At 68.3% G+C, this 23,833-nt stretch carries 24 protein-coding genes; 11 read left to right on the plus strand and 13 right to left on the minus strand.

The window, feature by feature from the left end; all coding sequences use genetic code 11:
* Nucleotides 1-31: 31 nt before the first annotated feature.
* From P9K36_RS02450 to P9K36_RS02460, 3 genes are all read left to right on the plus strand, one after another.
* Entirely contained in the window at nt 32-268 is a 237-nt protein-coding gene (locus P9K36_RS02450) for a hypothetical protein (RefSeq protein WP_051044647.1), read from the plus strand.
* A gap of 92 nt (nt 269-360) precedes the next feature.
* Nucleotides 361-618: a hypothetical protein gene (locus P9K36_RS02455; RefSeq protein WP_051044646.1), complete on the plus strand. Its 258-nt coding sequence runs from the start codon at nt 361-363 to the stop codon at nt 616-618.
* A 252-nt stretch (nt 619-870) separates the two neighbouring features.
* Entirely contained in the window at nt 871-1,026 is a 156-nt protein-coding gene (locus P9K36_RS02460) for a hypothetical protein (protein WP_164706323.1), read from the plus strand.
* A 438-nt stretch (nt 1,027-1,464) separates the two neighbouring features.
* Here P9K36_RS02460 and P9K36_RS02465 read toward each other — a convergent pair whose 3' ends face one another.
* Nucleotides 1,465-2,358: a LysR family transcriptional regulator gene (locus P9K36_RS02465; RefSeq protein ID WP_278306519.1), complete on the minus strand. Its 894-nt coding sequence runs from the start codon at nt 2,356-2,358 to the stop codon at nt 1,465-1,467.
* Nucleotides 2,359-2,697: 339 nt separating this feature from the next.
* On the opposite strand from P9K36_RS02465, the gene P9K36_RS02470 reads away from it, so the two are divergent.
* The 4 genes from P9K36_RS02470 (at nt 2,698) to P9K36_RS02485 (ending at nt 7,126) form a co-directional block, all read left to right on the plus strand.
* A complete protein-coding gene (locus P9K36_RS02470; protein WP_043346606.1) occupies nt 2,698-3,201 on the plus strand; it encodes a flavin reductase family protein in 504 nt (167 codons plus the stop codon).
* Between the two features lie 139 nt (nt 3,202-3,340).
* Entirely contained in the window at nt 3,341-4,729 is a 1,389-nt protein-coding gene (locus tag P9K36_RS02475) for an MFS transporter (RefSeq protein WP_100793888.1), read from the plus strand.
* 29 nt (nt 4,730-4,758) lie between these two features.
* On the plus strand, nt 4,759-5,913 hold the full coding sequence (locus P9K36_RS02480) for an LLM class flavin-dependent oxidoreductase (RefSeq protein WP_043346595.1): 1,155 nt from the start codon (nt 4,759-4,761) through the stop codon (nt 5,911-5,913).
* A gap of 19 nt (nt 5,914-5,932) precedes the next feature.
* The gene (locus P9K36_RS02485; RefSeq protein WP_205782315.1) at nt 5,933-7,126 is read left to right on the plus strand and encodes a YbfB/YjiJ family MFS transporter; all 1,194 of its coding nucleotides are present in this window, start codon (nt 5,933-5,935) and stop codon (nt 7,124-7,126) included.
* 117 nt (nt 7,127-7,243) lie between these two features.
* On the opposite strand, the gene P9K36_RS02490 is transcribed toward P9K36_RS02485, so the two are convergent.
* Genes P9K36_RS02490 through P9K36_RS02515 form a run of 6 tightly spaced genes read right to left on the minus strand, consistent with a single transcriptional unit; the run spans nt 7,244 to nt 13,061 of the window.
* Nucleotides 7,244-8,707, minus strand: a complete 1,464-nt coding sequence (locus tag P9K36_RS02490) for a class I adenylate-forming enzyme family protein (protein ID WP_043755291.1) — start codon at nt 8,705-8,707, stop codon at nt 7,244-7,246.
* Nucleotides 8,708-8,744: 37 nt separating this feature from the next.
* The gene (locus P9K36_RS02495) at nt 8,745-9,500 is read right to left on the minus strand and encodes a CoA-transferase (protein WP_043346590.1); all 756 of its coding nucleotides are present in this window, start codon (nt 9,498-9,500) and stop codon (nt 8,745-8,747) included.
* Complete coding sequence (locus P9K36_RS02500) at nt 9,493-10,320, minus strand: CoA transferase (RefSeq protein ID WP_111473122.1); 828 nt, start codon at nt 10,318-10,320, stop codon at nt 9,493-9,495. The genes P9K36_RS02495 and P9K36_RS02500 overlap by 8 nt, the downstream gene beginning before the upstream one ends.
* Nucleotides 10,321-10,345: 25 nt before the next feature.
* Nucleotides 10,346-11,062 carry an enoyl-CoA hydratase/isomerase family protein gene (locus P9K36_RS02505; protein WP_043755295.1) on the minus strand — a complete coding sequence of 239 codons (717 nt, stop codon included), beginning with the start codon at nt 11,060-11,062 and terminating at the stop codon, nt 10,346-10,348.
* Nucleotides 11,063-11,072: 10 nt separating this feature from the next.
* Nucleotides 11,073-12,230, minus strand: coding sequence for a CoA transferase (locus tag P9K36_RS02510; protein ID WP_043755297.1), 1,158 nt, complete (start codon nt 12,228-12,230; stop codon nt 11,073-11,075).
* Between the two features lie 15 nt (nt 12,231-12,245).
* Nucleotides 12,246-13,061: an IclR family transcriptional regulator gene (locus tag P9K36_RS02515; protein WP_043386232.1), complete on the minus strand. Its 816-nt coding sequence runs from the start codon at nt 13,059-13,061 to the stop codon at nt 12,246-12,248.
* A 280-nt stretch (nt 13,062-13,341) separates the two neighbouring features.
* On the opposite strand from P9K36_RS02515, the gene P9K36_RS02520 reads away from it, so the two are divergent.
* The 3 genes from P9K36_RS02520 (at nt 13,342) to P9K36_RS02530 (ending at nt 16,138) form a co-directional block, all read left to right on the plus strand.
* Nucleotides 13,342-14,649: an MFS transporter gene (locus tag P9K36_RS02520; protein WP_043755299.1), complete on the plus strand. Its 1,308-nt coding sequence runs from the start codon at nt 13,342-13,344 to the stop codon at nt 14,647-14,649.
* Nucleotides 14,650-14,693: 44 nt separating this feature from the next.
* Nucleotides 14,694-15,044 carry a hypothetical protein gene (locus P9K36_RS02525; RefSeq protein ID WP_043755301.1) on the plus strand — a complete coding sequence of 117 codons (351 nt, stop codon included), beginning with the start codon at nt 14,694-14,696 and terminating at the stop codon, nt 15,042-15,044.
* A gap of 89 nt (nt 15,045-15,133) precedes the next feature.
* Nucleotides 15,134-16,138 (plus strand): putative sulfate exporter family transporter, encoded by a 1,005-nt coding sequence (locus tag P9K36_RS02530; protein ID WP_236961622.1) that lies wholly within the window; start codon nt 15,134-15,136, stop codon nt 16,136-16,138.
* 312 nt (nt 16,139-16,450) lie between these two features.
* On the opposite strand, the gene P9K36_RS02535 is transcribed toward P9K36_RS02530, so the two are convergent.
* The 3 genes from P9K36_RS02535 to P9K36_RS02545 all read right to left on the minus strand — a co-directional run bounded on the left by P9K36_RS02535 (nt 16,451) and on the right by P9K36_RS02545 (nt 19,795).
* A complete protein-coding gene (locus P9K36_RS02535; protein WP_278306520.1) occupies nt 16,451-17,473 on the minus strand; it encodes an HlyD family efflux transporter periplasmic adaptor subunit in 1,023 nt (340 codons plus the stop codon).
* Nucleotides 17,457-19,124 (minus strand): ABC transporter ATP-binding protein, encoded by a 1,668-nt coding sequence (locus P9K36_RS02540; protein WP_236962146.1) that lies wholly within the window; start codon nt 19,122-19,124, stop codon nt 17,457-17,459. The genes P9K36_RS02535 and P9K36_RS02540 overlap by 17 nt, the downstream gene beginning before the upstream one ends.
* 389 nt (nt 19,125-19,513) lie before the next feature.
* Nucleotides 19,514-19,795: a hypothetical protein gene (locus P9K36_RS02545; protein WP_043386221.1), complete on the minus strand. Its 282-nt coding sequence runs from the start codon at nt 19,793-19,795 to the stop codon at nt 19,514-19,516.
* A gap of 371 nt (nt 19,796-20,166) precedes the next feature.
* Here P9K36_RS02545 and P9K36_RS02550 point away from each other — a divergent pair, with 371 nt between their 5' ends.
* Nucleotides 20,167-21,027, plus strand: coding sequence for a LysR substrate-binding domain-containing protein (locus P9K36_RS02550; RefSeq protein ID WP_278306521.1), 861 nt, complete (start codon nt 20,167-20,169; stop codon nt 21,025-21,027).
* A gap of 36 nt (nt 21,028-21,063) precedes the next feature.
* On the opposite strand, the gene P9K36_RS02555 is transcribed toward P9K36_RS02550, so the two are convergent.
* The 3 genes from P9K36_RS02555 to nhaA form a co-directional block, all read right to left on the minus strand.
* Complete coding sequence (locus P9K36_RS02555; RefSeq protein WP_043351828.1) at nt 21,064-21,834, minus strand: potassium channel family protein; 771 nt, start codon at nt 21,832-21,834, stop codon at nt 21,064-21,066.
* Between the two features lie 26 nt (nt 21,835-21,860).
* Nucleotides 21,861-22,037, minus strand: a complete 177-nt coding sequence (locus P9K36_RS02560; RefSeq protein ID WP_164706322.1) for a hypothetical protein — start codon at nt 22,035-22,037, stop codon at nt 21,861-21,863.
* A gap of 77 nt (nt 22,038-22,114) precedes the next feature.
* On the minus strand, nt 22,115-23,302 hold the full coding sequence (gene nhaA, locus P9K36_RS02565; RefSeq protein ID WP_043755310.1) for a Na+/H+ antiporter NhaA: 1,188 nt from the start codon (nt 23,300-23,302) through the stop codon (nt 22,115-22,117).
* Nucleotides 23,303-23,833: the final 531 nt, after the last annotated feature.

Raw genomic sequence — 23,833 nt, forward strand, 5'->3', positions numbered from 1 at the left:
CCCGGCCGGCGCCCATTCCCCCGAGGCGGCCATGATCGAGCCCAATCAGACCGCCTATATCCTCAAGGTGACGCGCCCCGACGAGGCGGAACTATCCGGTTCCTTGGTGATGTTCTACGCCGTGATCACGACCTCCGAAGACGAGGCGCTTGCGGTCGTGCGCCAGGCCGTGAAAGCGGATGCGGTGGTCGAGCCGACGGGCGTCCGCCTCGCTCAACAGACAGCCAGCGCCCTCAACCTGGAGGCGGGTCTCGCAAGAGCACTCTGACGCGTCTTCCAGGGCTGCCCCGGTCCTCGAGCGGGATCTCGTGTCGCCAGCCCGGCGGTGCGGCGACAGGCAGTGAACGGGGAACCTCCGCCATGGATATCGACCGCTTGGCAGAAACCGAGCGCGTGCTTGCGGTCACCGACCGTCTCTGGCGTGCCGAGATGCATCGGGTCTTCGGTCCCGACGCGGTGCTGCTCCACGGCTTCGGGGAGGACCGTCGGGGCGCGCCTGGAACACGCCTGCGGTCGACCTTCGAAGACAGACGCAGCGCGATCGCGGCTTGGCGGCGGGTGAGGAGTCCGGCGCCTTCGCGCGCCTTTACGGGCAGGCCGGTCGTCCCGGGAGCCTGACGCCCCTCATCGCAGAGCGGCGATGACCGTCCGCGCGAAAATCGGACACCGGGCCCTTTTGATGCGCGTTCCGGATGTGCAACGCAGCCGCCGCGGATCTCCGAACTGGCGAAACCCGCGCTCAGCCGCCCTCCGATAGTCGTCCCACCGTCGACACCCTGCGTTGGGAGTGGCGTTTTGGCTTCGGACGGCGCATAGCTTCGGCATCCCTCCGCGCAATCCCGTGCCCTGGGCGACGAAGCGGAGGCCGAGATGGCACGCGAATTTACGACCGGCAAAGCGCAGGCTGTTACGCCCGAGGACTTCAACGAGCGCGTCAAGCGTCTTTTCGCCGACAAGCCCGACCCGCGAAAGGCCGAGCCGAAGGGCAAAAACTACAAGTCGAACAATCCGTTCACAAAGAGCTGAGACCGAGCGCCCCAGGATAATTGCAGACGGGCCGCTATTAACTTGCGGCGCGTCGGGGATCCTGATCTGGGCATGACGCCGACGAAATCGGTAATTGTCCTGCTGCTGGACTGGTGCAGGCAAGTCTGATCGACGCGAGCTCGGTTCTCCAGCTCGACCGGGCCAGGCTCGCCGAGCGTCTACGACGCCGCGTTGCGTCGTAGACGGGCCCGATATCATCGAAGACGTCCACCTGCGCCTCGTCCCGCATGCGATGGGTCCGCGCCGGGTCGTCCGCTCGGCGCGGACACGTTCAGCGCCGCGCCCCTCCAGGCGACCGACCGACGGCCCCGACGCGCATTCCGAGGGCTTTTCATCCGGGCTCATCGAACCGCTGAGGCCTCGCAGCTTCAGCCTCCTCGGGTCAGGCCGGACGGACAATCTCTTGAAGCTACGCATTTAGCCAAGAGCGTCCTCGAACGTGCTCGACGCCGCCGCAAGGTCGGTGAGCAGGCGCGGAATGGTCGTGGTCGCGTCCGCCGCGTAGACGGCGAAGAATTCCACCAGCGGCCCCTCCGGGCAGGTCTCCAAAACCCGCAGGGCACCGGATGCGATCTCCGCCCGGTAGCATTGGATCGGGAGGAGGCTGACGCCCACGCCGGCCTGCGTCAGGGAGGCGACGGCGCCCATGCTGTTGCAGAGATCGACGACGCGCGGCGCGTCGCCCCGTTCGTTGAGCCAATGCTCCACGGTTCGATGATGGAAGCTGTTCTTGCCGAGCGACAGGATGCGGATCGCCCGGAAGTCCGCAGGCTCGATTCTGCGGTTCGGAAGATCGAGGCCGCGGCCCGCCATCCAGGCGAAGCGCACCTGTCCGAGGGAGCGCGTGGCGAGGTGCGGGTCGAAGCGCGTGCCCGGCATCACCGCCATGTCGATCTCGCCATTCGCCATCAGGGTCTGGAGATCGGCCGTCAGGGCGACCTGCAATTCCAGGGTCAGGCGCGGATAGGATCGATGGATGAGGTCCACGAAATGCGGGAGCCACGTCACCGCGACCAGTTCGGCGACGCCGAGCCGGACGAGGCCGGACAGGGCGTCGCCGCTGCCGACCCGCGTCCGAATTTCAGCGCAGGCTGCGATGGCGCGCTCGGCATAGACCTGCAGTTCCCGGCCTTTGGCGGTCAGCCGGACCCGCCGCTGCGAGCGGTCGAAGAGGGAGACGCCAAGATCCAGCTCCAGGTCCTGGATCCGGGCCGAGATCGTCGACGGCGTCGCGTTCAGACGGTCCGCGGCGGCCGTAAAGCTTCCGCACCGCGCGATCTCGAGGAAGGTCTCGAGCTGTTTGATGTTCACGACCGAGCAGCCTTGATGACCGTGTAGCCTCTTCGGGATCTACGTGGAGAGAGCCCGCCAATCTGGAGGCGCGCGGGACGAGCCGGATCAGGCCTAGCAACCTGGTGCCAGTCCTGCAAAATATCGATCGGGCGTCAACGATGACACGATGGTTCGACATTTTCGAACGTTTGCCTGCGGAATAATTCGCTTTTTTCGGGTCCTGCCAGCGCTATCGTATCGTTCGTCGAGATGATCGCCGGTCAGAGCAACCGCTCCACCGCTTGCCCGGCCTGTCGCGTGGATTGCGGCACCGGCCGAATGCTGCGCGCGCCGTGACCGCAGGAAGGATGTGTTGTGATGATCCCGTCCCAGAGCATATCGGGAGATCAGTTCAAGTCGGTGATGCGGCGGTTCGCGGCCTCCGTGAACGTCATCACCTCTGCCGACGGGGCTGTGATGAACGGCATGACCGCTACCGCCGTCTGCAGCGTCTCGGCCGATCCGCCGAGCCTGCTCGTCATCGTCAACAAGTCCAATCGCTCGCATCCGGTGATCAGTCGATCCGGCACCTTCGCCGTCAACGTGCTGTCGAGCGATCAGGAGGAGCTGGCCGGGCACTTCGCCGCCAAGAAGCCGGATCCGTTCGCCGACATCGACCATCGGATCGGCCAGACCGGCTGTCCCCTGATCCGCGACGCCGACGCGACGCTCGAATGCGCCGTCGTGCAGGAGACGGATTTCGGCACGCATACGATCTTCATCGGGCGCATCGTGACCTGTGCGGTCGCGAGCAAGTCTCCGCTCCTCTACCACGAGGGTCGCTTCTGCCGTCTGGAGGACATGGCCCTGCACTACGCCTGACGGCGAGCCGATCCTCTCCCGACGCAGCCGGCCCGTGACGCCAACCGGAACCGGCCGGAGAGCAGTGTGGCCCCAAAAGGATCTGCACCAAGAAGAAGAGAGCGCAATCGCTCAAGACGCCAACACGAGGGTGGAAACGATGGCCTCTGCAGAAGACAGCCGGCCCGGATTGGATCCGGGTCAGGCGAAGCACGCGCGTCGCGCCGTGATCGCCGCCACGATCGGCACGATGATCGAGTGGTACGACTTCTACCTCTACGGTCTCGTCGCCGCGCTCGTCTTCGGGAAGCTCTACTTCCCGTCGCATGACCCGTTCGCCGCGACGCTCCTCTCCTTCTCGACCTTCTTTCTCGGCTTCGTGGCCCGTCCCTTCGGGGCGGCGATCTTCGGACATTTCGGCGACCGGATCGGCCGCAAGGCCACGCTCGTGGTCACGCTGATGCTGATGGGGGTGAGCACCGTCCTCATCGGCCTGATCCCGACCTACGACACGATCGGCATCTGGGGGGCCGTCGCCCTGACCACCCTGCGGATCCTGCAGGGCGTCGGGGTCGGCGGCGAGTGGGGCGGGGCCATCGCGGTCGCGACCGAGTGGGGTCAGTTCAACAAGCGGCGCGGCCTGGCCGGGAGCTGGCCGCAATTTGGCTCGCCGCTGGGCATGCTGCTGGCCGTCCTCGTCCTCACCGTCGTCACCCATGCCGGCTCGCCCGAGTGGTTCGAGACGATCGGCTGGCGCATCCCCTTCCTGCTGAGCGCCGTCCTGATCGCCGTCGGCCTCTACATCCGCCTGGGCGTGCTGGAGACCCCGGTCTTCGAGGAGATGAAGGCCAAGAAGCAGGTCGCCAAGGCACCGGTCCTCGACGCCGTGCGGCTGTACTGGAAGGACATCCTGCTCACCTGCCTGATCCGCACCGGACAGCAGGCGCCGTTCGTCCTCTTCACCACCTACCTGCTTTCCTACGGCACCGGCGTGCTGAAGCTCGAACGGTCGTTCCTGTTCAACTGCGTGCTGGCGGCCGCCGCAACCTCGCTGATCACGACGCCGCTGTTCGGCTACCTGTCGGACCGCATCGGCCGGAAGCGGATGTACCTGATCGGCGCCTTCACGATGCTGGTCTTCGCCTTCCCCTATTACTGGTTGATCAACAGTGCGATCCCGGCCGTGATCGCCCTGACGGTGGTCGCCTCCCTGGTGGTCCACGACATGCAGTACGGGCCGCAGGCCGCCTTCATCGCCGAGAGCTTCCCGCCGAACGTGCGCTACAGCGGTGCCTCGATCGGCTACCAGCTCGCCTCCCTCACCTCGGGCGGCCCGGCGCCGATCATCGCGACGTGGCTGATGCACACCTACGGCACCTCCACGGCGATCAGCTGCTACCTCGCGATCATCGCGGCGATCAGCCTGATCTCGGCGGCGCTCCTCAAGGACCGCTCGCAGGAGGACTACATCTCGGTCGCGCCGCGCGCGCCCGATCCGGACGCTGGCCAACCCCTCGTCGCGTCCAGCGCCAAGCCCACGCTCTCCTGACCACCGCCTGACCCGTGAAGGTGACGAGCATGCTCACCCAGAACCCCCTCACGCCGCACGCCCACGACGCGCCGGTCTCGCCCCTGGAGCGCCTCGCGCCGAACAAGCTCATCCTCGGGCTGTTCCTGCCGATGCAGGAGGGCGCCTGGAGCCCGTCGCGGGCCCCGCGCTCGACTTCCTGGACCTTCGACTACCTCGCCCAGTGTACGCGGCAGGCCGAGGATCTCGGCTTCGACCTCGCCTTCGGCCTCGCCCAGTGGATGGGCAAGGGCGGCTACGGCGGCGAGATGCATTTCCGCGAGCACGAGCTCGATCCGATCATCGTCAACACCGCGCTGGCGGCGATGACGAAGCGGATCGTCCTCATCAACACGGTGCACATCCTCTACGCGTGGCACCCCCTGCATCTCGCCAAGTTCGGGGCCGCCCTCGATCACATCAGCGGCGGCCGCTGGGGCGTGAACGTCGTCACGGGCTACAAGCCGAGCGAGTACCGGATGTTCGGCCTCGACATGATCGAGCACGACCTGCGCTACGACATGGCCGATGAGTTCACGACGCTTCTGGAGCGCCTCTGGGCCGAGGACGAGAACCTGACCTTCGCGGGGCGCTGGTGGAAGACCGAGAACGCCTTCCTGGCGCCGCGTCCGGGGCCCCGCCGGCCCTTCCTGGTCAACGCGGCCTCGTCCGGCGCCGGGCTGGCCTACGCGGCCAAGCACTCGGACCTGATCTTCATCACGAGCCCCGGCGGCGCCGAGCCCGCCAAGGCCTACGAGACCCTGCCGCCGGTCAACGCCCGGATCAAGGACCTCGCCGCCTCCTTGGGTCGGCAGGTCAAGACGATCATCAACCCCCACGTGATCTGCCGCCCCACCGAGAAGGAGGCGCAGGAGGCCTACCGCCGCATCCTGGAGCACGAGGATCCCGTGGCGGCCGACAACTTCGTCCAGACCTTCGTGGGTGGGGACACCAAGTCCTGGCGCGGTCACAGCCGCGCCCAGTGGGTGATCGGCGGAAACGTCCACCTTGTCGGCACGCCCGAGCAGATCGTCGAAGGCTTCGTGAAGCTGCAGGCGGCCGGCTGCGACGGCGTCCAGGTCAACTTCTTCGACTACCTGCCGGACCTCGCCTATTTCGGCGAGGCGGTCATCCCGATGATGAAGCAGGCGGGTCTACGGACATGAACAGCGGCGGTCGGTGCCGGTGAGCGGCGCCGCTGCGCCTGTCCCGGCCGCGGGGGAGGCAGGAGGCCGGCTGCCGTTCCCGGCCCTTGCCGCCGGCTTCCTCGCGCTCGCCGTCGCGATCGGCATCGGTCGCTTCGTCTACACGCCGATCCTGCCCGCCATGGCGGACGGGCTCGGCCTCATCCGGGCAGAAACGGGCCTGATCGGCTCCGCCAACTTCGCCGGCTACCTCGCCGGCGCCCTGGCCTCGGCGCACCCGCTTCTGCTCCGGGGACGCCGGCTCTGGCTCGCCGGCGCCCTGGGGACCTGCGTCGCCACGCTCGTCGCCATGAGCGCGTGTTCGACGCTCGCCGCCTTCGTCGCCCTGCGCTTCGTCGGCGGCGCGGCGAGCGCCCTCGGCTTCGTCCTCGCCACGGCCCTGGTCATGGACCGGCTGACGCGGACCGGGCGCTCCGATCTGGCCGCGCTCCATTACGCCGGTGTCGGGAGCGGGATCGCGCTATCCGCGGCGGTCGTGTCCATCGCGCGGGAAGCCGGATGCGAGTGGCGTGGTCTCTGGATAATCAGCGGCGTGCTGGCCCTGGGGCTCGCGGGACCGATCCTCTGGCTGCTCCAGGGATCCGCCCCGGCCGCCTCCCGGGCGCAGGCGGGGACCGCGACCTCCGCCTCGATCGCCCGGCTCGTGATCGCCTACGGTCTGTTCGGCTTCGGTTACGTGATCACCGCCACCTTCCTGGTCGCGATTGTCCGGACGTTGCCGCAACTCGCGACGGCCGAGGCCTATGTCTGGCTGTGCGTCGGTCTCGCCGCGGCGCCGTCCGTCGCGATCTGGGGCTGGGTCGAGCGGCGCTTGGGCTTTCGGACCAGCTTCGCCCTCGCGTGCCTCGTCGAGGCGTCGGGGGTGATGGCCAGCGTCCTGGCGGCCCATGTGCCGGCCATCCTCTACGCGGCCGTCGCCCTCGGCGGGACGTTCGTGGCCCTGACATCGCTCGGCATCGACGGGGCGCGGCGGCTGCATGCCGGAAATCGTCAGCGGATCGTCGCGGTGATGATGGCGGCATTCGGGACCGGGCAGGTCATCGGTCCCGTGGCGGCGGGCGTTCTGGCCGATGCGACCGGAAGCTTCACCGTGCCGTCCCTCGCCGCGGCGGCCGCGCTCCTGATCGCCGCGGCCCTGGTCCTGTCGTTGCCGGGCGCCGACGCGGCGGCCTGAAGGCCGGCAGTGCCCACCCGGCGGCGGGGGCGGTCTCCCGCGGGGTTCTGAGAGAGCCGTCGCGCGTCCGGGGCGTCGTGATGCCCAGGAGAGGGGACCGTCACCTGCGTGCGCGGATCAAGGAACGACCAGCAGGCTGCGCAGCGCCTTGCGATCGGTCTTCCCGACGCCATTGACCGGCAGCACATCGAGCTTGTGGATCTGCGCCGGCACATAGATCCGCGCGAGGGAGCCGCGCACGAAATCCTTGAGGCCCGGCTCGTCGAGGCCCTGGCCCTCCCGCAGCACCACGAAGGCCACCGGCACCTCGCCGAGATCCGCGTCGGGAGCGCCGACCACGCAGCAATCGCGGATGGCGGGATGGGCGGCGAGCTGTCGCTCGATCAGCGCGGGCGAGATGTTCTCGCCGCCGCGAATGATCACGTCCTTGATGCGCCCGGTGATGGATAGGAAGCCGTCGGAATCGAAGCGGCCGAGATCGCCCGTGCGCAGCCAGCCATCCACGATCGGCTGATCCGTGCTGCCGAGATAGCCGGCCATCAGGGCGGGGCCGGAGATGCGGATCTCCCCCTCCCGACCGGTCTCGACCGGGCGACCCGTAACGGGATCGAACAGGCCGACATTCTGCCCCTCCAGCACGGTTCCGATCGTGCCGATGCGGCGCCGGCCCGGCGGATTCATGGTCGAGGTGCAGGTTGCCTCCGACAGGCCGTAGGAGACGAGGAGCGGCACGCCGAAGGTGTTCTCGATCTGATGATGCAGGGTCGGCGTGATCGGCGCCGAGCCGCAGCGCAGGAAGCGCAGGCCCGGGAAGCGCTCGCCCTGGCGCAGCAGGGGCAGCATCCGCGCGTAGATCGTCGGCACCCCGGTCATGTAGGTGATGCCGCCGGTGCGCAGATGGTCGAGGGCGGCCTCGGCCTGGAAGCGCTCCATCAGCACGATCTCGGCCCCGGCCAGCAGAGGCACGATCAGCTGATTGTTGACGCCGTTCGTGTGGTGGAGCGGCATGACGTGGAGAAGCCGGTCTTCGGGCCCCGTGCCGGTGTGGCGGAGCACGCCTGTGGCGTTGCAGATGAGCCCTTCGTGGCGCAGCAGCACGCCCTTCGGCCGGCCGGTGCTCCCCGAGGTGAAGAGCAGCATGGCCTCGTCCCGCGGGCCGATCTCTGCCGCGAAGGCCGTCCCGCTGCTGAAACCGTCAAGCGCCCGGACGTCCAGGCCGGCCAGGGCGCGCCCGGTCACCTGCGCCGCGTAGGCCTCGGCGACGATGAGGTGCCGCATGCCGACAAGAGCCGCCTGCTCGGCCACGACCTCCGGCGCGAGTCCGGGCTCGAAGAAGCAGACGCAGGCGCCGGCCTGCAGGGCCCCGAAATAGGTCGCTATGGCCGCCGCGCTCTTGGGTGCGATCAGCCCGACCCGGTCGCCTTTCTCGACGCCCCAGTCCCGGACCGCCCCCGCGGCGGCGTCGATGCGTGCGCCGAGATCGGCGTAGGTGATGGGGTCCGGGGCCGCGAGGGCCGTGCGGCCCGCCTCGGCGTGATGCGCGATGGCCGCGCGCAGCCGCGCGCTGAGCGAGTCCGGCATGGCGGCGATCTCCTCTTCCCTTGGTCTGTCCCGCGCTTCAGCGCAGGCGGATGCCCGCATCGACCGCGAAACGGCCCGCCGGGTCGAGGGAAGCCAGCGCCGCCCGCTCCTCCGGGGTCGGCGGCGGCGTCGGCCCGGCATCCTCCGCCGAGAAGGCGAAGCCGGTACGGTCGCGGACCTCGTCGAGGCTCGCCTCCGGATGCCAGGAGGCCAGCGCGAGCCGGCCCTCGCGCTTCGTGAAGACGGCGATCGGCGTGACCACGCCATGCATGCCGCCGGCCGCTGTGACGAAGTCGAGGGTCTCCACCAGGGTGCGCCGGGAATGCTCCGTGCGCCATGTGACCGCCCGGCGGGCGGTGGGCAGCATCACGGCCCCCCCACCGCCGCCCGGCAACCGCACCCGCGGGGCGTGCCAGTCGCCGATGCAGGAGACGTTCGTGCGGCCAAGGCCATCGACCTGGGCGGCGCCCAGGAAGCACAGGTCCATCAGGCCGCGGGTGCAGAGATCGTAGAAATCCTCGTTGGCGAAGATCGCCCGCGAGCCCTCGGCGAGCACGGGGTCGGAGGAGGAGATCGGCACCTCCGACGGGTTCGGATCGACCCCGCCGGCGACGTTGATGTAGGTGAACGCGAAGGGATAGGCCTGCTTGGCCAGGAGACAGGCCAGCATCGGCAGGGCCGAGTTCACGCCGCTGAAGGTGATCTCGTTCGGCCGCACGAACCGGGCGAGGTTCGTGACGATGTAGGAGAAGCCCGACCAAGTCCCGGTCACGTTGGACGCCGCCTCAGACATGGGCGGCCTCCCGCGCTTCGGGGCCGGCCGCGAGGTGGTCGGCGAGCACGCCCGGGGCGTCGGTCATGTAGGCCTCCACGGCCGGGTAATCGATCGCGTAATCCGGCCAGAGCGAGCCGGGCCACGCCCCGTTCGGCACGATGCTCACCGCCTCGACGAGGAAGTGGGGCACCAGCGTCAGTTCGGGCTGGTCGCGGAAGGAGGCGTCCGGCGCGATCCGCTCAGCCACCACGAGCACGCGCTTGGCCGAGCGGCTCATGATCCGGTCCCAGTGCGAGGTCCCGAAGACGCGCACGTCTCCCGACTCGCTGACCTCGTTGGCCTGGATCACCGCGAAGTCCGGCTGGATCCGCGGGATGGCGTAGACCGCCTCGCCGCTGCCGTAGGGGTCCTCGATCGTCTTCCAGCCGTTCAGGGCGGCCAAGTCCGAGCCGTGGATGCCGCCGCAGGGCATGAACGGCACGCCGAAGGCCGCCGCCCGCAGGCCCGCGGTCAGGCTGGCGCAGGCATGCTCCTCCAGGCTGACGGCGCCGGATTCGATTGCGCGGCGGTACCAGGGGGCGAGGCCGAAATTGCCCTCCATGGCGACGATGCCGGCCCTGGCCCGGGACAGGGCGCCGGCGCGGCACAGGATGTCGATGTCGTAGCCCGGCGATTGCTTGACGACTTCGAGGTCGCGACGTCCCTGACGGATCAGCTCGCGCACGAACGCGAAGGGGCCGCGATGCAGGAAACTGCCGCCCAGCGCGAGGGAGCTTCCGTCCGGCACCCGGGCGGCGAGATCCGCGAGGGGGATGATTTTCTGAGGTCCGGCGCTCACGGGGCGTCCTCCGGTCGGAAACGTGTCAGGCCGCGCGGTAGGCGCGGATGCGGTCCTTGAGACCCGGGCGCGCGGCCGAGGCGACGAGATCGGCGAGGTCGTCCGCGCGGGTGTCGCGGGCGGCAGCGCGGTTGAGGGCAGCGCCGGCCCAGGGGGACAGCCGCGTCGCCGCCTCCGACGCGGCCGCGACGGTGTCGGACCAGGACTCGGTCGCCGCGATGGCGGTGAGAAAACCGTCGGACAGGGCCTCCGGGGCATCGAACACCCGGCCCTCCTGCAGGACGAGCCGGGCCTTGGAGCCCCCGACGCGATCGGCGTAGCGCCGCGTGCCGAGAACCAGCCCGAAAGACAGACCCGGCATGCGGAAGGTGGCGGCCGGATCGCCGACCCGCCGGCCGCAGGCGCAGACCACATCGACCCCGGCACCGAAATTTCGCCCGTGCGCCAGCGCCAGGGTGTCGAAGGGCGCGTGGGCGAGCGCCTGGAGAAGCTGCTCGATCCGCACGAAGCGGAGCAGCAGGTCGCCCTCCGACTGATCCTCGTAGCCGCCGAAATCGAATCCGGCGCTGAAGTTCCGGCCCGCTCCCTTGAGCACGAGGAGCCGGGTCCCGTCGCCGGCCGCCTCTCCCACGGCGTCGAGGAGCGCATCGACCAGGGCGGCCGACAGGGCGTTCATCTTGTCGGGGCGGTTGAGTGTCAGGGTCAGCGTCTCGCCACTGCGCGCCTTCAGGAGTTCGTCCATAACGCTGCCCTCAAGCCATGCGGGCGCGGGCCGGAGCGCCGTCGCCGAACAGCTCGGCGTTGTGCTGGCCGAGCGCCGGCGGCTCCCGGTAGATCGGGAAGCCCTCGCCGGAGAATTTCAGCGGCGAAACGAAGGTGCGTGTCTCGGACCCGGACGGCAGGGTGAGTGGCTGGACCCAGCCCATGTGCTCGACCTGCGGATCGGCGAGCGCGTCGGCGTAGCCGTTGATCGGCGCGCAGGGCACGCCCGCGGCGCGGAACCGGGCGAGCAGGTCGGCGCAGGTGCGGTCGGCGAAGTCGCGCTCCAGGATCCCGAGGAGGTCCTTCTGGTTCTGCGCCCGCAGGGCGGTGGTGGCGAAGCGCGGGTCCTCGGCGAGATCGCTCCGCCCGATCGCCGCGCAGGCGGCGCGGTAGAGGGCGTTGTTGCCCGCCGCCATGGCGAAGTAGCCGTCTTTGGCGCGGAAGGCCTGATAGGGCGCGTTGCGCGGGTGGGCCGAGCCCAGCCGCTTCGGGTCGCGGCCGCTGCCGAAATACTCGCTGGTCTGGAGGGCTGCCATCGCCAGGGAGGCCCCGAACATCGAGGCGTCGATGTGCACGCCGGTGCCGCCCGCCCGCACCTGGAGCAGCGCCGCCGCGATGGCGTAGGCCGCGTAGAGCCCGGTGCCGAAATCCGAGATCGGCACGCCGCACTTCACTGGCGGCGCACCGGGCTCGCCCGTGACGCTCATCACGCCGCTCATCGCCTGGAGCGTCAGGTCGAACCCGGCCTCGGACGAGCGCGGTCCCTCCTGGCCGAAAGCCGAGATCGAGCAGTAGACGAGGCTCGGCCGCCCGGCGCTGACGCTGGTGTAATCGAGGCCGAGCCGCTTCATCACGCCGGGGCGGTTATTCTCCAGCACCACGTCGGCGGAGGAAATGAGCTCAAGGGCCCGCGCCTTGTCGGCCGGATCCTTGAGGTCCAGCGTCACGGAGCGCTTGTTGCGGTTCAGCGAGGCGAAGTTCTCGCTGAAGCCCTCGTTGAGGGGTGGCCAAGCCCGCATCGTGTCGCCGCCGTCCGGGTTCTCGACCTTGACGACGTCGGCCCCCATGTCGGCGAGCAGCATGGCGCAGAACGGCCCGGCCGCAACACTGCAGAACTCGATCACGCGGATACCGGACAGCGGTCGCACGGGCCTACTCCTCGATCAGACAACCGTCGCCGACGCAGGCTCGGGCGCGAGGCCTCGGGCGTGGCGTGGCGCCGGATGGGATGAGACGGTGATGGGGTTGTAGCCGAGGGCACGCGACAGGCTGCGCGCAGCGTCGACAACGACGTCGCTGAAGCGGCGCAGAGCCGTCGGGTTCAGGCGGTCGGCCGGACCGGAGATGCCGATCGCGGCCACGGGACGGCCCATGGCATCGTGAACGATGGCGGCGAGCCCGCAGACGCCTTCGCGCCACTCCCCGCGATTGACCGCAAAGCCCTGGATCCGGACCTGCTCCAGCTCCCGCCGCAGCAGGTCCAGCGTCGGGATCGTGCGCGGCGTGTGAAGCGGGAGCGTCTCCGGCAGATGGGCCAGCGCCTCTTCCTGGTAAGCCAGCAGCGCCTTGCCGGAGGCCACGCAGTAGGCCGGGGCGCGGCCACCGATCGACGAGTAGGCGCGGACCGGCTGCGGGCTCTCGATCTTGTGCAGGTAGATGACGTCAGCCCTGTCGAGCAGCGACAGGTGGATCGTCTCCTGCGTCTGCTCGGCCAGGACCCGCATGAAGGGCTCCGCGACCTGCCGGACGTCGATCCGCGCCACCACCGGGCTGGCGAGTTCGAAGAGCTTCAGCGTGCAGGCGTAGGTGCCGCCCGGGTTGGCGTGCACGTAGCCGGCGGCCACCAGGGTCTGCAGCGTGCGGTGCACATTGCTCTTCGTGAGGTTCAGGGCGCGCGCCAGTTCGCTGACGCCACGGGGCGCGTCGCTTCCGGCGAGGTGCTCCAGAAGCGTCAGTCCTTTGAGGAGTGTGCTGTCCATCGTTCTAATATCCGATACAGCGTTCTGCTAAACGCTATCGCCTCGCATCCGGACCCGTCAAGGGCGTGCTTCCGGATTGCTGCGGAATGCAAGTGCTTGCCCCCGACCAGTTGGTTCGATGATCGCGCAAGCAACAGATTCGACATTGACGGCGGCCAACGACCTTCATAGCCTAACAAATCATGAGACGACGTTCTAAATAATAGAACAACCTGCGTCGCTTCTCGAACCAGCGGTAGACTTCTGCGGAAGTGACCGCTCCGCTGACGGGAGAGAAACCATGGACGCCTCGGCCCAACGCCCACCTTCCAAGAAGGATGTCTTCCGCGTCGTCAGCGGCAATTTCCTCGAGATGTACGATTTCATGGTCTACGGCTTCTATGCGGCTGCCGTGGCGAAAGCGGTCTTTCCCAACGACAACGAGTACGTCTCGTTGATGCTGTCGCTGGCCACCTTCGGAATCGGTTTCCTGATGCGCCCGCTCGGCGCCATCGTGCTGGGCGCCTATATCGACCGGCACGGCCGACGGGCCGGCTTGGTCATGAGCCTCGCCATCATGTCGATCGGCGTCGCCCTGATCGCCTTCACGCCGACCTACGCCTCGATCGGCATCGCCGCGCCCATTCTCGTCCTGATCGGCCGCCTGCTGCAGGGGTTCTCCGCTGGCGCGGAATCGGGCGGCGTGTCGGTCTACCTGTCCGAGATCGCCACGCCGGGCAACCGTGGCTTCTACGTGAGCTGGCAATCGGCCAGCCAGCAGGTCGCCGTCGTCTTCGCCGCCATCATCGGCGTGTCCCTGCGCGGTTTCCTCTCCGAGGAGCAGATGCTCGCATGGGGCTGGCGCATCCCGTTCCTGATCGGCTGCCTGATCATTCCGGTCCTGTTCTGGATCCGGCGCTCGATGCAGGAGAGCGCCGATTTCGCGCAGCGGGCCAAGCATCGCCGCGCGACACTCGGCGAGATCTACCGGTCACTCCTCCAGAACTGGGCCATCGTTCTCAGGGCCGTGCTGCTCGTCACGCTGACGAGCGTCTTCTTCTACATGATCACGGCGTACACACCGACCTATGCGCGTCAGGTGCTCGGCCTGAGCGCCCATGACAGCTTCGTCGTCACCGTCTGCGTCGGCATCGCGAATTTCATCTGGGTTCCCGTCATGGGGGCGGTGTCGGACCGCGTGGGACGCCTGCCGGTGCTGCTGACCTTCTCGGTGCTGATCGGCCTCACGGCCTACCCGGTTATGGCGTGGCTCGTGTCGGACCCGTCCTTCGGCCGGCTTCTGGCCGCCCTGATGTGGATGTCATTCCTCTACGGTGGCTATCAGGGCGTGATGGTCGTCACGTTGACCGAGATCATGCCGGCCGAGGTACGCGCCACCGGCTTCTCGCTGGCCTACAGTCTCGCGCAGGCGATCTTCGGCGGATTCACACCGGCGGTCTGCACCTATCTGATCCACGAAACGGGGAACCGTGCCATGCCGGGCCTCTGGCTCGCCTGCGCGGCGCTGTTCTCGATCGTGGGCGCGCTGACGCTCTATCGCAACGCCGACATCGCGCGACGCGGGACGGCGGCCGTCACGCCGGCCTGAGCGCGGATCGGAACGGTGCGCCCCCGGGAGGGCTGCGATCCGTGATGGGCAGGCGAAGTCGTCTGACGACGTCGGCCCTCGGCGCGGGCGGCCGGGTCGTCGCGCCGCTTCGCAGCGGGGCGGCCGACGCCGCGTCGCCGACCTTCGGCACCGGGCAGCGTCCGCTGGTGGCGTATCCGGGCAAGCGCCCGCTCCGGCAGATGCCCCTGCGCCTGCCGCAACGGGAGACGCCGTTCGCCGGATCCGACGCGGGCGCGACGGGCTGCGCCCGGTGGATCGGCATGCCGCTCAAGCAGGTGGTCGACCAGGCGATGATTGAGGGGCGGCAGGCCAAGGCCAGCGCCGCATGTCTCGGCGCAACCATCAGAGAGCCGGACAAGGAGGTGATGCCATGACCGCCAGGATGGCCACCCGGGTCGCACCAGACAGTGTGCCCGCGGTCCGAGCCGGCAGATCCTTTCGGGCCGGTGCAGCCGGCCGGCTGATGCCGGGGCTTTTCCTGTGCCTCATCCTGACCGTCATGGCGCAGGCGCTGCAGGCCGGCGAGGAGCATCTGACCGGCCACCCCTATGTCGAGGCCCTGGTGCTCGCCATCCTGCTCGGGACGGCCCTGCGCACCGCCTGGGTGCCGGGAGCGCGCTTCAAGGCCGGAATCGCCTTCTCGGCCAAGCAGGTGCTGGAGGTGGCCGTCGTCCTACTCGGAGCCTCGGTGAGTCTCGGGGCCATCGTTGCGTCGGGCCCGGCGCTTTTGGCCGGCATCGTCGGCGCAGTGGCGCTCACCATCCTGGCGAGTTGCGCCATCTGCCGCGCTCTGGGCCTACCGGTGCGCATGGCGCTGCTGATCGCCTGCGGCAACGCCATCTGCGGGAACTCGGCCATCGCCGCGGTGGCGCCCGTCATCGGCGCCGACAGCCGGGACGTGGCAGCCGCCATCGCGTTCACGGCAGTGCTGGGCGTCCTGATGGTGCTCGGCTTGCCGCTGTTCGTACCGCTCGCCGGATTCGGTGAACATCAGTACGGCGTGCTGGCGGGGCTTACGGTCTACGCAGTCCCACAGGTGCTGGCCGCGACCGTGCCGGTGGGCACGCTCGCGACGCAGGTGGGCACGTTGGTCAAGCTGGTGCGGGTGCTGATGCTCGGACCCGTCGTGGTGGTCCTGTCGCTGATCGCGCCGCGCCTGCCCGCGGACGGGGCAAGGGCCGGTGCTCCAGGCCGGCTCGGCTTCTTCAAGCTGGTGCCCTGGTTCATCCTGGGCTTCCTGGCGCTCGCCACGCTGCGCGCGCTCGGCTTCATTCCGGAGGACTGGCTGCAGCCGCTCTCGCGGATCGCCGGTTTCCTCACGATCGTCTCGATGGCCGCCTTGGGCCTGGGCGTCGATGTGCGCATCCTGGCCCAGGTCGGCGGCCGGGTGACGCTCGGGGTTACCGCCTCGCTCCTCGTGCTCCTGGCCATCGCCGTCCTGCTCATCCGCGGCCTCGGGGTCGGCTGATCCGGCCGGCAACCGAAGGCGATGAATTTCACGCGCGATTTCTGCGACGGATCTGCTCGCAACACAGTCCTCGCCACGACTTTGTAAGATCTGCGTCCAGAGCGCCGACATCTTCGGCTACGCGGCCGATATCGGCGCGTAGCGGCCGGCCGGATCTGGCCGAGTGCCACCGATCCGCGTCAGATGAGGCCCCCCGGACAGGCGGATACGGGGCATGTGAGCCGCCGCGTTCATGCAGCCCGCGGCCGCTTCGCACCTGGGCGAGCGATGCAAGTCCATACGCGCAGAGTCTGACTGCGGAATTCCAGGCTCTTAAGTTGTGCCCGGATTCGGCGCACGGAATTCCAGCGGAAAGTTGTTCAGGATCCGCCAGAGCTCGTAGCCGATCGACACCGTCTCCATCTGGATAAAGCCGCGCACTTTCGCACCCAGCGGAATGAACTCAGCGTCGGGCCATGCGGGCTTGCCGGGATCCTGCTCGACCAGCACGCGGAACCGGCCAGTTTGTTGCGCAGAGGGATCGACCGCACGCACGCGCCCGTCAAACATGCCATGGGCCACGGAGGGCCAGCCGCTGAACTGAACGGCTGGCCAGCCTTCGAAGGCCAGGCGCACGGGCTGGCCGGGCCTGATCAAGGCGACATCGCGTCCGTCGACCATCAGCTCCACCACGCGGGCCGGTGCGTGCGGCGCCAGAGTGGCCAGGGTGTCCCCTGCGTTCACCAAGGTGCCGCCGGCGGCCGCGTTGATGTGGAGGATCCGGCCGTCCCGCGGCGCGCGAACCAGCTGCGCCGATTGGCGGTTCACGGTCACTTCGAGCCGGCTCAGTTTGGCCTTGGCCTCGGCCAGGCGCGCGCGCCGCTCAGCGACCAGGATCTGTGCCGCCTCGAAGTTGCGCCGCGTCACGAAGCCCTTCTCGGCGGCCTCACGGGTCTGGCTGACCTGACTTTCCGCAACCTTCACCGCCTGCTCGGCTGCCGCGATCTCGGCCTCGATCTGCTCGCGCTCGGCGGCGAGCCGCTGCAACAGGAACGGATCGTTGTCGACGAGGCGCGCGATCGGATCTCCGGCGCGGACCCGCTGGCCATCCTCCACGTACCAGTGCTCGACTCGGCCCTGGACCAGGGCGGTGATGGCCTGCACGCGGTCGGCTGGATTCGGGGCCATGACGCGGCCCGTGCCGGCCGAGGTCTGTACCCAGGGGACGTACAGGAGGATCAGGACCGCAAGAAGGGTCCCGATCCCGAGCATCCAGCCGACCGCGACAGCTGCGCGAGGCGCCTGGATCGATGTCAGGGTCGGGAAGTGATGCAGGTGTTCAGGCCGCGACAGCATGAGACCTCTCCCGTAGCGTCACTTGATCGGTGCGGCCGTCGTGATCGGCGGTGCGCTTCTGCTCAGGCAGGCCGAGCCGGAGGTGGCGATCGTGGATCGGCTGGGCCGGGCGCTGCGTGACATGCAGCACCGTCGTGCCCGCCTCCCGGAACCGCGCGAACGCCGCTGCGATCCGATCCGGGGGCAGCAGATCGTAGAGCGTCGACAAGACGACGAGCTTCGGCGGATGCGAAAGGGCGGCGGCGAGCTTGAGAGCCATGGACTCGACCGTCGTGAGCGGCCAGCCGGACGACGAGAGCAGCGTATTGAGCCCCTGGGGCAGGTGCAGGACGCGCTCGGACAATCCGACGCGCTCAAGACTATCGTGGATCGTCGCGGCGTTCCGGCCTGGGTCCATCGACAGGTAGGCGCGGATCGTCATCTCGGGGAGCGTCGGCCGATCCAGGACGAGGAGCCCGGAACGCAGGCTGTCCGGGTCGAACGCAGCGATATCGGCCCCGCCGATCATCACCGATCCCCGCCGCGGACGGAGCTCCTGCCTGAGCAGCGCCGCGATCGTCCGCTCGACAGTTTCGTCGGCCGTCACGGACAGGATTTCACCGCTCTGGATCGCAACGTCGAACCGGTAGCCTTCGGCCTCGACCTCACGCAGGCGCAGGGATCCATCGACCGGGACCGCACTGGATCGTCCCGCCCGGTCCTCCTGCTCGATCCCGTCGAACTGCGCCAGTTCGTGGAGTGACGCGACCAGCCCGTAGAAGGTTTCCACGTGGGAGCCCAGTTGCGAGAGACCATAGAACGCCCCGGACAGGACGAGTTCCGCGGCCACGAGCTGTCCGAGCGACAGCTGGCCCTGCAGGATCAGCCATCCGCCCAACGCAAGCAGTCCGGCGCTGGCGACAGCGTAGATCAGGAGAAATCCGATGGTCTGCGCGAAGGTGTGGCGGAAATGGCGGCGATGCGCCCGCACATAGGCCGCGGTCATCGTCTCGGAACGCCCCATGGCAAAGTCGAGGCGACGGTCGTCCTTGTAGAAGCCGTTCGAGCGGCCGACGCTCTCGAGCCAGGACGCCGTCTCGTGCTTCGCGTGGCTCAGGGCCGCGGCCGACCGGAGCGCCGGTCCCACCCAGAGGAGCCAGATCCCGAGCAGCAGAGAGGCGACCACGAGATTTAAGGCGAGAAAGAAGGGGTGATAGAAGCTCGTGAGAACAAGACCAATCCCGGATTGCAGAAGGATTGCAAATCCGCCGATCAGGAGATGCGGGACCGCCTTCTGAACCGTCACGAGATCGAAAAAGCGGTTGAACAGAGCGCTGCGCCGAGCGTCGTCGAACTGCGGATCCCTGGCGTGGACGGCGCGCACGGTGATATCCGCGACGATTCTGGCGAAGACGCGCCGTTCGAATAGGGCCATCACGTAGATGCGGGCCGCACTCAGGGCGGCGACGACCAGCAGCAATCCGAGCAAGAGACCCGACAGGACGAACAAGGGCGCCGGCAGCCCCGTGTTCGCCACGGAGTTGATCAGGAGCTGGACGGAAACGGGTGCCGCGAGACCCAGGAGCGCGATGGCACCTCCGTAGACGATCGCCAGCCAGACAAAACGCGCCTCCGGGTTCAAGAGGCGCGCGATGAGCCTGCAGGCTTCCACGACAGTCAAAGGGGTGTGTCTGATCGCATCCATCGATCGAGGACTTTCCAGAACAGGTTCGATTTGTGCGTTCTGCATCACGATTTCGATCGGATGCAGTGCGTTGCTCGCCAGTCATTGGTCAATTGCTGTCTCCCGGCGTCCGGATTGCGCCGCGGATCGGCACCAGAGAGGCACCTTTCCGGGTCGGGGCGCGATCGCGCTGCGGTCTCGCAGAGGACGCGGCGGACGATTTGCGGGAGGACTCCCGGAGGAGACCGCCGGGACGCGCCCTGTGAGGCGAGGATCGGGAGAGCGGTCCGCCATGACACGATGGCGTGGCGGACCGATACGTTGCCGGCCCTCACGTGAGACACGGCCGGCTGTCGGGCCGAGGACGCTGGCCCCGTTCAGCAGCGGTAGCCGCCCGCCGTCTGTCCGTATTGCTGCACCGGAAAGTGCTGCTGATCAGCATTGCCTTCCTGCGCCGAGCTTCTCCGGCAGCCACCAGTGGAAAACCGCGGGGCGTCCGACATGTCGATCGCGCCGGTCGACAGTCCGTCCCAGGTCGTCTGGGGCAGGGGCCGCATTTGAGATCCGACGCGGTAGTCGGCGACGGCCGCAGAGATCGGCGCGATCGCACAGAGGGCCGTCACGAGCGCCACACGGGCTGTCTTCAGCGAAGTCTTCATGGTTCGTCTCCACTCAAGATCACGGTCATATCGACCTGTTCGCGGCTGAGGCGCACCGGCCCGCCAATGCGTGACCGACATTCTCGCCTCATCCACGCAAATGATCTGGAAACGACCGGGCCGCAGAACAACGCTACGGAGCCAATGATGATCATTGTGAAAATAAATGGACACAGGATTGGGCATGGCAGGGATAATTTTTAATCCTGCGACAACTCGTGCAAGCTTATGGTCATGTGCGTTTCATCACGCAGCGGCGTCGATTTTGACAGTGAGGCGGCAGGAAAGCGGCCCGGGTGCTTGCAGGGCGCCCGGAGAGATTTGATGTCGGGACGATGCCGGGTCCACCCCTTCCGTTCGACCTCGATTTGTTGCGCACCTTCGTCGCGATCGTCGACAACGGCAGTTTCACGCGTGCCGCTCAACGCCTGAGCCTGACGCAGTCGACCGTGTCGCTGCAGATCAAGCGCCTGGAAGACGGGCTCGCGCGCCGCTTGTTCGACCGGGACGGCCGGGACTTGCAGCTGACGCCCGAGGGCGAGATCCTGCTCACCTATGCGCGGCAAATCTTGCAGCTGGGAGCCGAGGCGCTCTCGCGCCTGCGCGAGACGGATGTATCGGGCGTCGTCAGGCTTGGAACGCCCGAGGATTTTGCGACGACGCACCTGTCGGAGGTTCTGGCGTGTTTCGCGAGGACCCATCCGCAGGTCGCGCTTCAGGTGCAGTGCGACTTCACCGTCAACCTCCTCGCTGATTTCGCGAAGGGTCGCTACGACCTGATCTTGTTCAAGCGCGAACCGCAGGGGCCGAGCGGCGGGACCAAGGTCTGGCGGGAGGTGCTCGACTGGGTCGCGTCGCCGCGCCTCGTCACGGAAACCGAGGGCCCGATCCCCCTCATCCTCGCACCGGCCCCCGATGTCTATCGCAAGCGTGCGCTGTCAGCCCTCGACGCGGCCGGACGCGACTGGCGCATCGTCTACACCAGCCCAAGTTTGGCCGGTCTTCAGGCCGCCGTCCAAGCCGGGCTCGGCGTGACGGTTCTGCCGACGGAAATGATTCCGGCGGACATGGTCTCGGTGTCTGCCCGGCTTCAGCTTCCGAAGCTGCCCGATACGGAGATCGTCCTTTACCGGGCTCCCGGCCATGTCACGCCGGCTGCCGAGCTGCTGTCGTCGACAATCATCGCCGCCCTGGAGCAGCGCGTCGTGGTGTCCAAGGCCGTCGCCGTGTGACGGCCTTGGAACCGGACCCTGACGCCCGCAAGAGCGTCAGTCGGCTCCCTCATCGGGGATGTTCAGGAGGTTGCCGCAGGCCTTGCAGTGCACCGCGTCCGGCTCATGGCGTTGCAGCCCGCAGGCGTCGCAGGGGAAGCGCACCTTGTACGGCCGGAACACCACCTGCGCGAGGCGGAAGAACAGCGTCACGCCGCAGATCATCACGAAGACCGAGAGCAGCCGGCCCGTCGGTCCCGGCAGTGTGATGTCGCCGTAGCCCGTGGTCGTCAGCGACGTGACCGTGAAGTACAGAGCGTCGATGGGCGTCTGAATGGCCGGATTGGTGTTGTGCTGCGTGGCGTAGACGATGCCCGTCATCGTGAACACGAACACCACCAAATTGGTCGCGGCCAGGATCGCATCTTCGTTCCGGCGAAACAGTTCGCTGTCCTGCCGCAGCCGCTCCAGCAGATGATAGGTGCGCAGCAGACGGAGCGTGCGCAGGATCCGCAGGAAGCCGACGCCCTCGACGAGCACCGGGGCCAGGAACGAGGCGACGGCCACGAGGTCTGTCCAGGTGCTGAGATGCCGGAATTCGCGGAGCGGGGTGCGGCTGATGCCGAGGCGGGCGGCGAAGTCGAGTAGGACGAACACGCCCAGCGCCACATCGCAGGCGATGATCCAGGGTATCAGCGGCAGGAACGAGGTGACGATGACGAAGGCGATCGTCGCCACGTCGAACACGAGCAGGACGTAGCGGAAGCGGTGCGCGCGCCGCGTGTCCCCCTCGTACAGTTCACGCAGCGTCGCGGTCAGTGTCGTCATCGGTCGTCGGGCTACGGGGTCAGAGCTCAAGAATCCTGCATCCCCGCGTACCCGACCGCGGCTCCCTCTGCACCGCCGCCCAGCCAGGAGAGCAGCAGGAGGATCATCGCCCCGAGGAGCATGACCCCAGTGAGCGCCAGCACGAAATCGGACAGCCGGCCCTCGATGGTGCCGGGACGACGCTTTGGAAGGTGACGGCGCATGGTGCTCCACCAGGTTTCGCGGGAGATCGACGGATCGAGGCTGTCGCGCCCCGTCGCCGCGCGGCGGCGGCTTCGGCTCAGCGGTGAGACGGACGGGCCGGGGCAAACCGCAGAACCAGAGCCCCGGCGGCCATGCAGGCGAGCGACCCGAGCAGCACGCCGATCTTGGTCTCGGCTTCCAGATCCGGCTGCGTCGCAAAGGCCAGCAGGCCGATAAACAGGCTCATCGTGAAGCCGACCCCGCAGAGCACGGCGACGCCATAGACCTGAGCCCAGCTCGCACCGCGCGGGCGCTGCGCCCAGCCGAGCTTTACGGTCGCGAGCACGAAGCCGAAGACGCCGACTTGCTTGCCGAGGAACAGGCCCAGCGCCACGCCCAGCGTCACCGGGTCGAGCAGCATCGCCGGCCTGACCCCGGCGAAGGACACGCCGGCGTTGGCGAAGCCGAACACCGGCAGGATCAGGAATGCCGACCACGGGCTGACGGCATGTTCGAGGATGTGCAGCGGCGAGGTCGGGTCGTCCGGCCTGCCGACGCTCAGCCGGAGCGGCACCGTGAGGGCCAGCAGGACGCCCGCGACGGTCGCATGCACGCCCGACAGGAGCGTGAACACCCACAGCACCGCGCCGAGGGCAAGGTAGGGCCACAGGCGGCTGACGCCGGCCTTGTTCAGCCCGTACAGCGCGGCGAGCGTCGCGGCCGCACCGCCGAGCATCGGCAATGACAGGTCGGCGGTGTAGAACACGGCGATGACGATCACCGCGCCGAGGTCGTCGAGGATGGCGAGCGCGGTGAGGAACACCTTGAGCGAGACCGGCACCCGCGAGCCGAGCAGGGCCAGCACGCCGAGGGCGAAAGCGATGTCGGTGGCGGCCGGGATCGCCCAACCGCGCAGGGTCTCGGGCGTGCGCCAATTGACGGCGGCGTAGACGAGCGCCGGGAGGATCATGCCGCCGAGTGCGGCCACACCCGGCAGGATGCGGTCCGGCCACGTACGCAGCCGCCCGTCCAGCAGCTCGCGTTTGATCTCCAGGCCGACGAGCAGGAAGAACACGGCCATCAGGCCGTCGTTGATCCAGTGCAGGACCGAGAGTGGGCCGAGATGGGCCTTGAGCCCCGCGAAATAGACGTCGGCCAGCGGCGAGTTGGCGACGACCAAGGCCAGCGCAGCGCTCGCCATGAGCACGAGGCCGCCACCCGCTCCGCTCGTGAGCAGGCCGCGCAGGGACGACCGGGGACGATAGGTGAGTGTCGGCACGCGCATAGGCCTTCCGCCGCTGGCGGCCCGACCAACGCTGAAGCCTGCCGATCCGACCTTCGGATCATGCACCCGGGTCGGGATATCTCACCGATGAGCGTTGCCGGCAACCACCCTCCGTGTCGCTGCGCAAGGGGCCGGCGGAGCACGGTTCACCAGCACGCGATGGCGAGCTGGCTCATCGCATCTGAACGCCCCCCGAAGCCGCCGGTTGGTCGGGCACCCGGTTCGATCGGCTGCGAGGGCCGAGCCCGTGGCCGCCTCAGGGTGGATCTTCGGACCCTCAGGATGGTCGAGATGGGTGCTCACGCCACGCGAAGCTGCCGCAGCGCTGCGATCCCTTCGCGTGCGACCGCCTCGACGGTGATGGCCGTGGCCAGTTGTTGTTCGGCGTGACGAGCGCGAACGCCACCGGTCCGGTGGCTGCACTGCGTCTGTGCACCGGGCAGAATGCGGAGCCCGACACCTCTGGAGGCTTCGCGCTTCGCCGCGTCCTGGGCCGCACAGGTATTCATGGCCGCGGGGCACGGATCGACG

It is taken from the genome of Methylobacterium sp. 391_Methyba4, from assembly GCF_029691625.1.
GTDB lineage: Bacteria > Pseudomonadota > Alphaproteobacteria > Rhizobiales > Beijerinckiaceae > Methylobacterium > Methylobacterium fujisawaense.